Below are 303 nucleotides of genomic sequence, written 5' to 3'. Positions count from 1 at the left end.
CGGCTTCTGGTGGAACGCGGCATCAAGGATGCGCTGGTCGAGAAACTGGCAGAGCGCGCAACCGCGACCCAGCCCGGCGATCCGCTCGACCCAGCATCCAGGATGGGTGCGATGGTGGACGCGCGCCACGCCGCGACCGTCATGCGTTTCATCGATGGCGGCAGGAAGTCGGCACGGCTGGTGACCGGCGGCGACCGGGTCGCCGTCGATGGGCGCGGCAGTTTCGTGCAGCCCACGATCTTCGACAACGTGTCGCCCGACGACCCGCTTGCCCGCGACGAGATCTTCGGTCCGGTTCTGTCG

1 protein-coding gene is annotated in these 303 nt (G+C 68.3%); it reads left to right on the top strand.

All coding sequences use genetic code 11. The features are described from left to right. The coding region (locus tag EN846_RS34405) for an aldehyde dehydrogenase family protein (RefSeq protein WP_135928147.1) at positions 1 to 303 on the top strand (303 nt) is incomplete at both ends.

Origin of the sequence: Mesorhizobium sp. M4B.F.Ca.ET.203.01.1.1 (assembly GCF_004791025.1) — a bacterium.
In the GTDB taxonomy this organism is placed as follows: Bacteria; Pseudomonadota; Alphaproteobacteria; order Rhizobiales; family Rhizobiaceae; genus Mesorhizobium; species Mesorhizobium abyssinicae.
The sequence above is the reverse complement of the archived record's forward strand: the minus strand, read 5'-3'. Positions and strand labels throughout refer to the sequence as shown.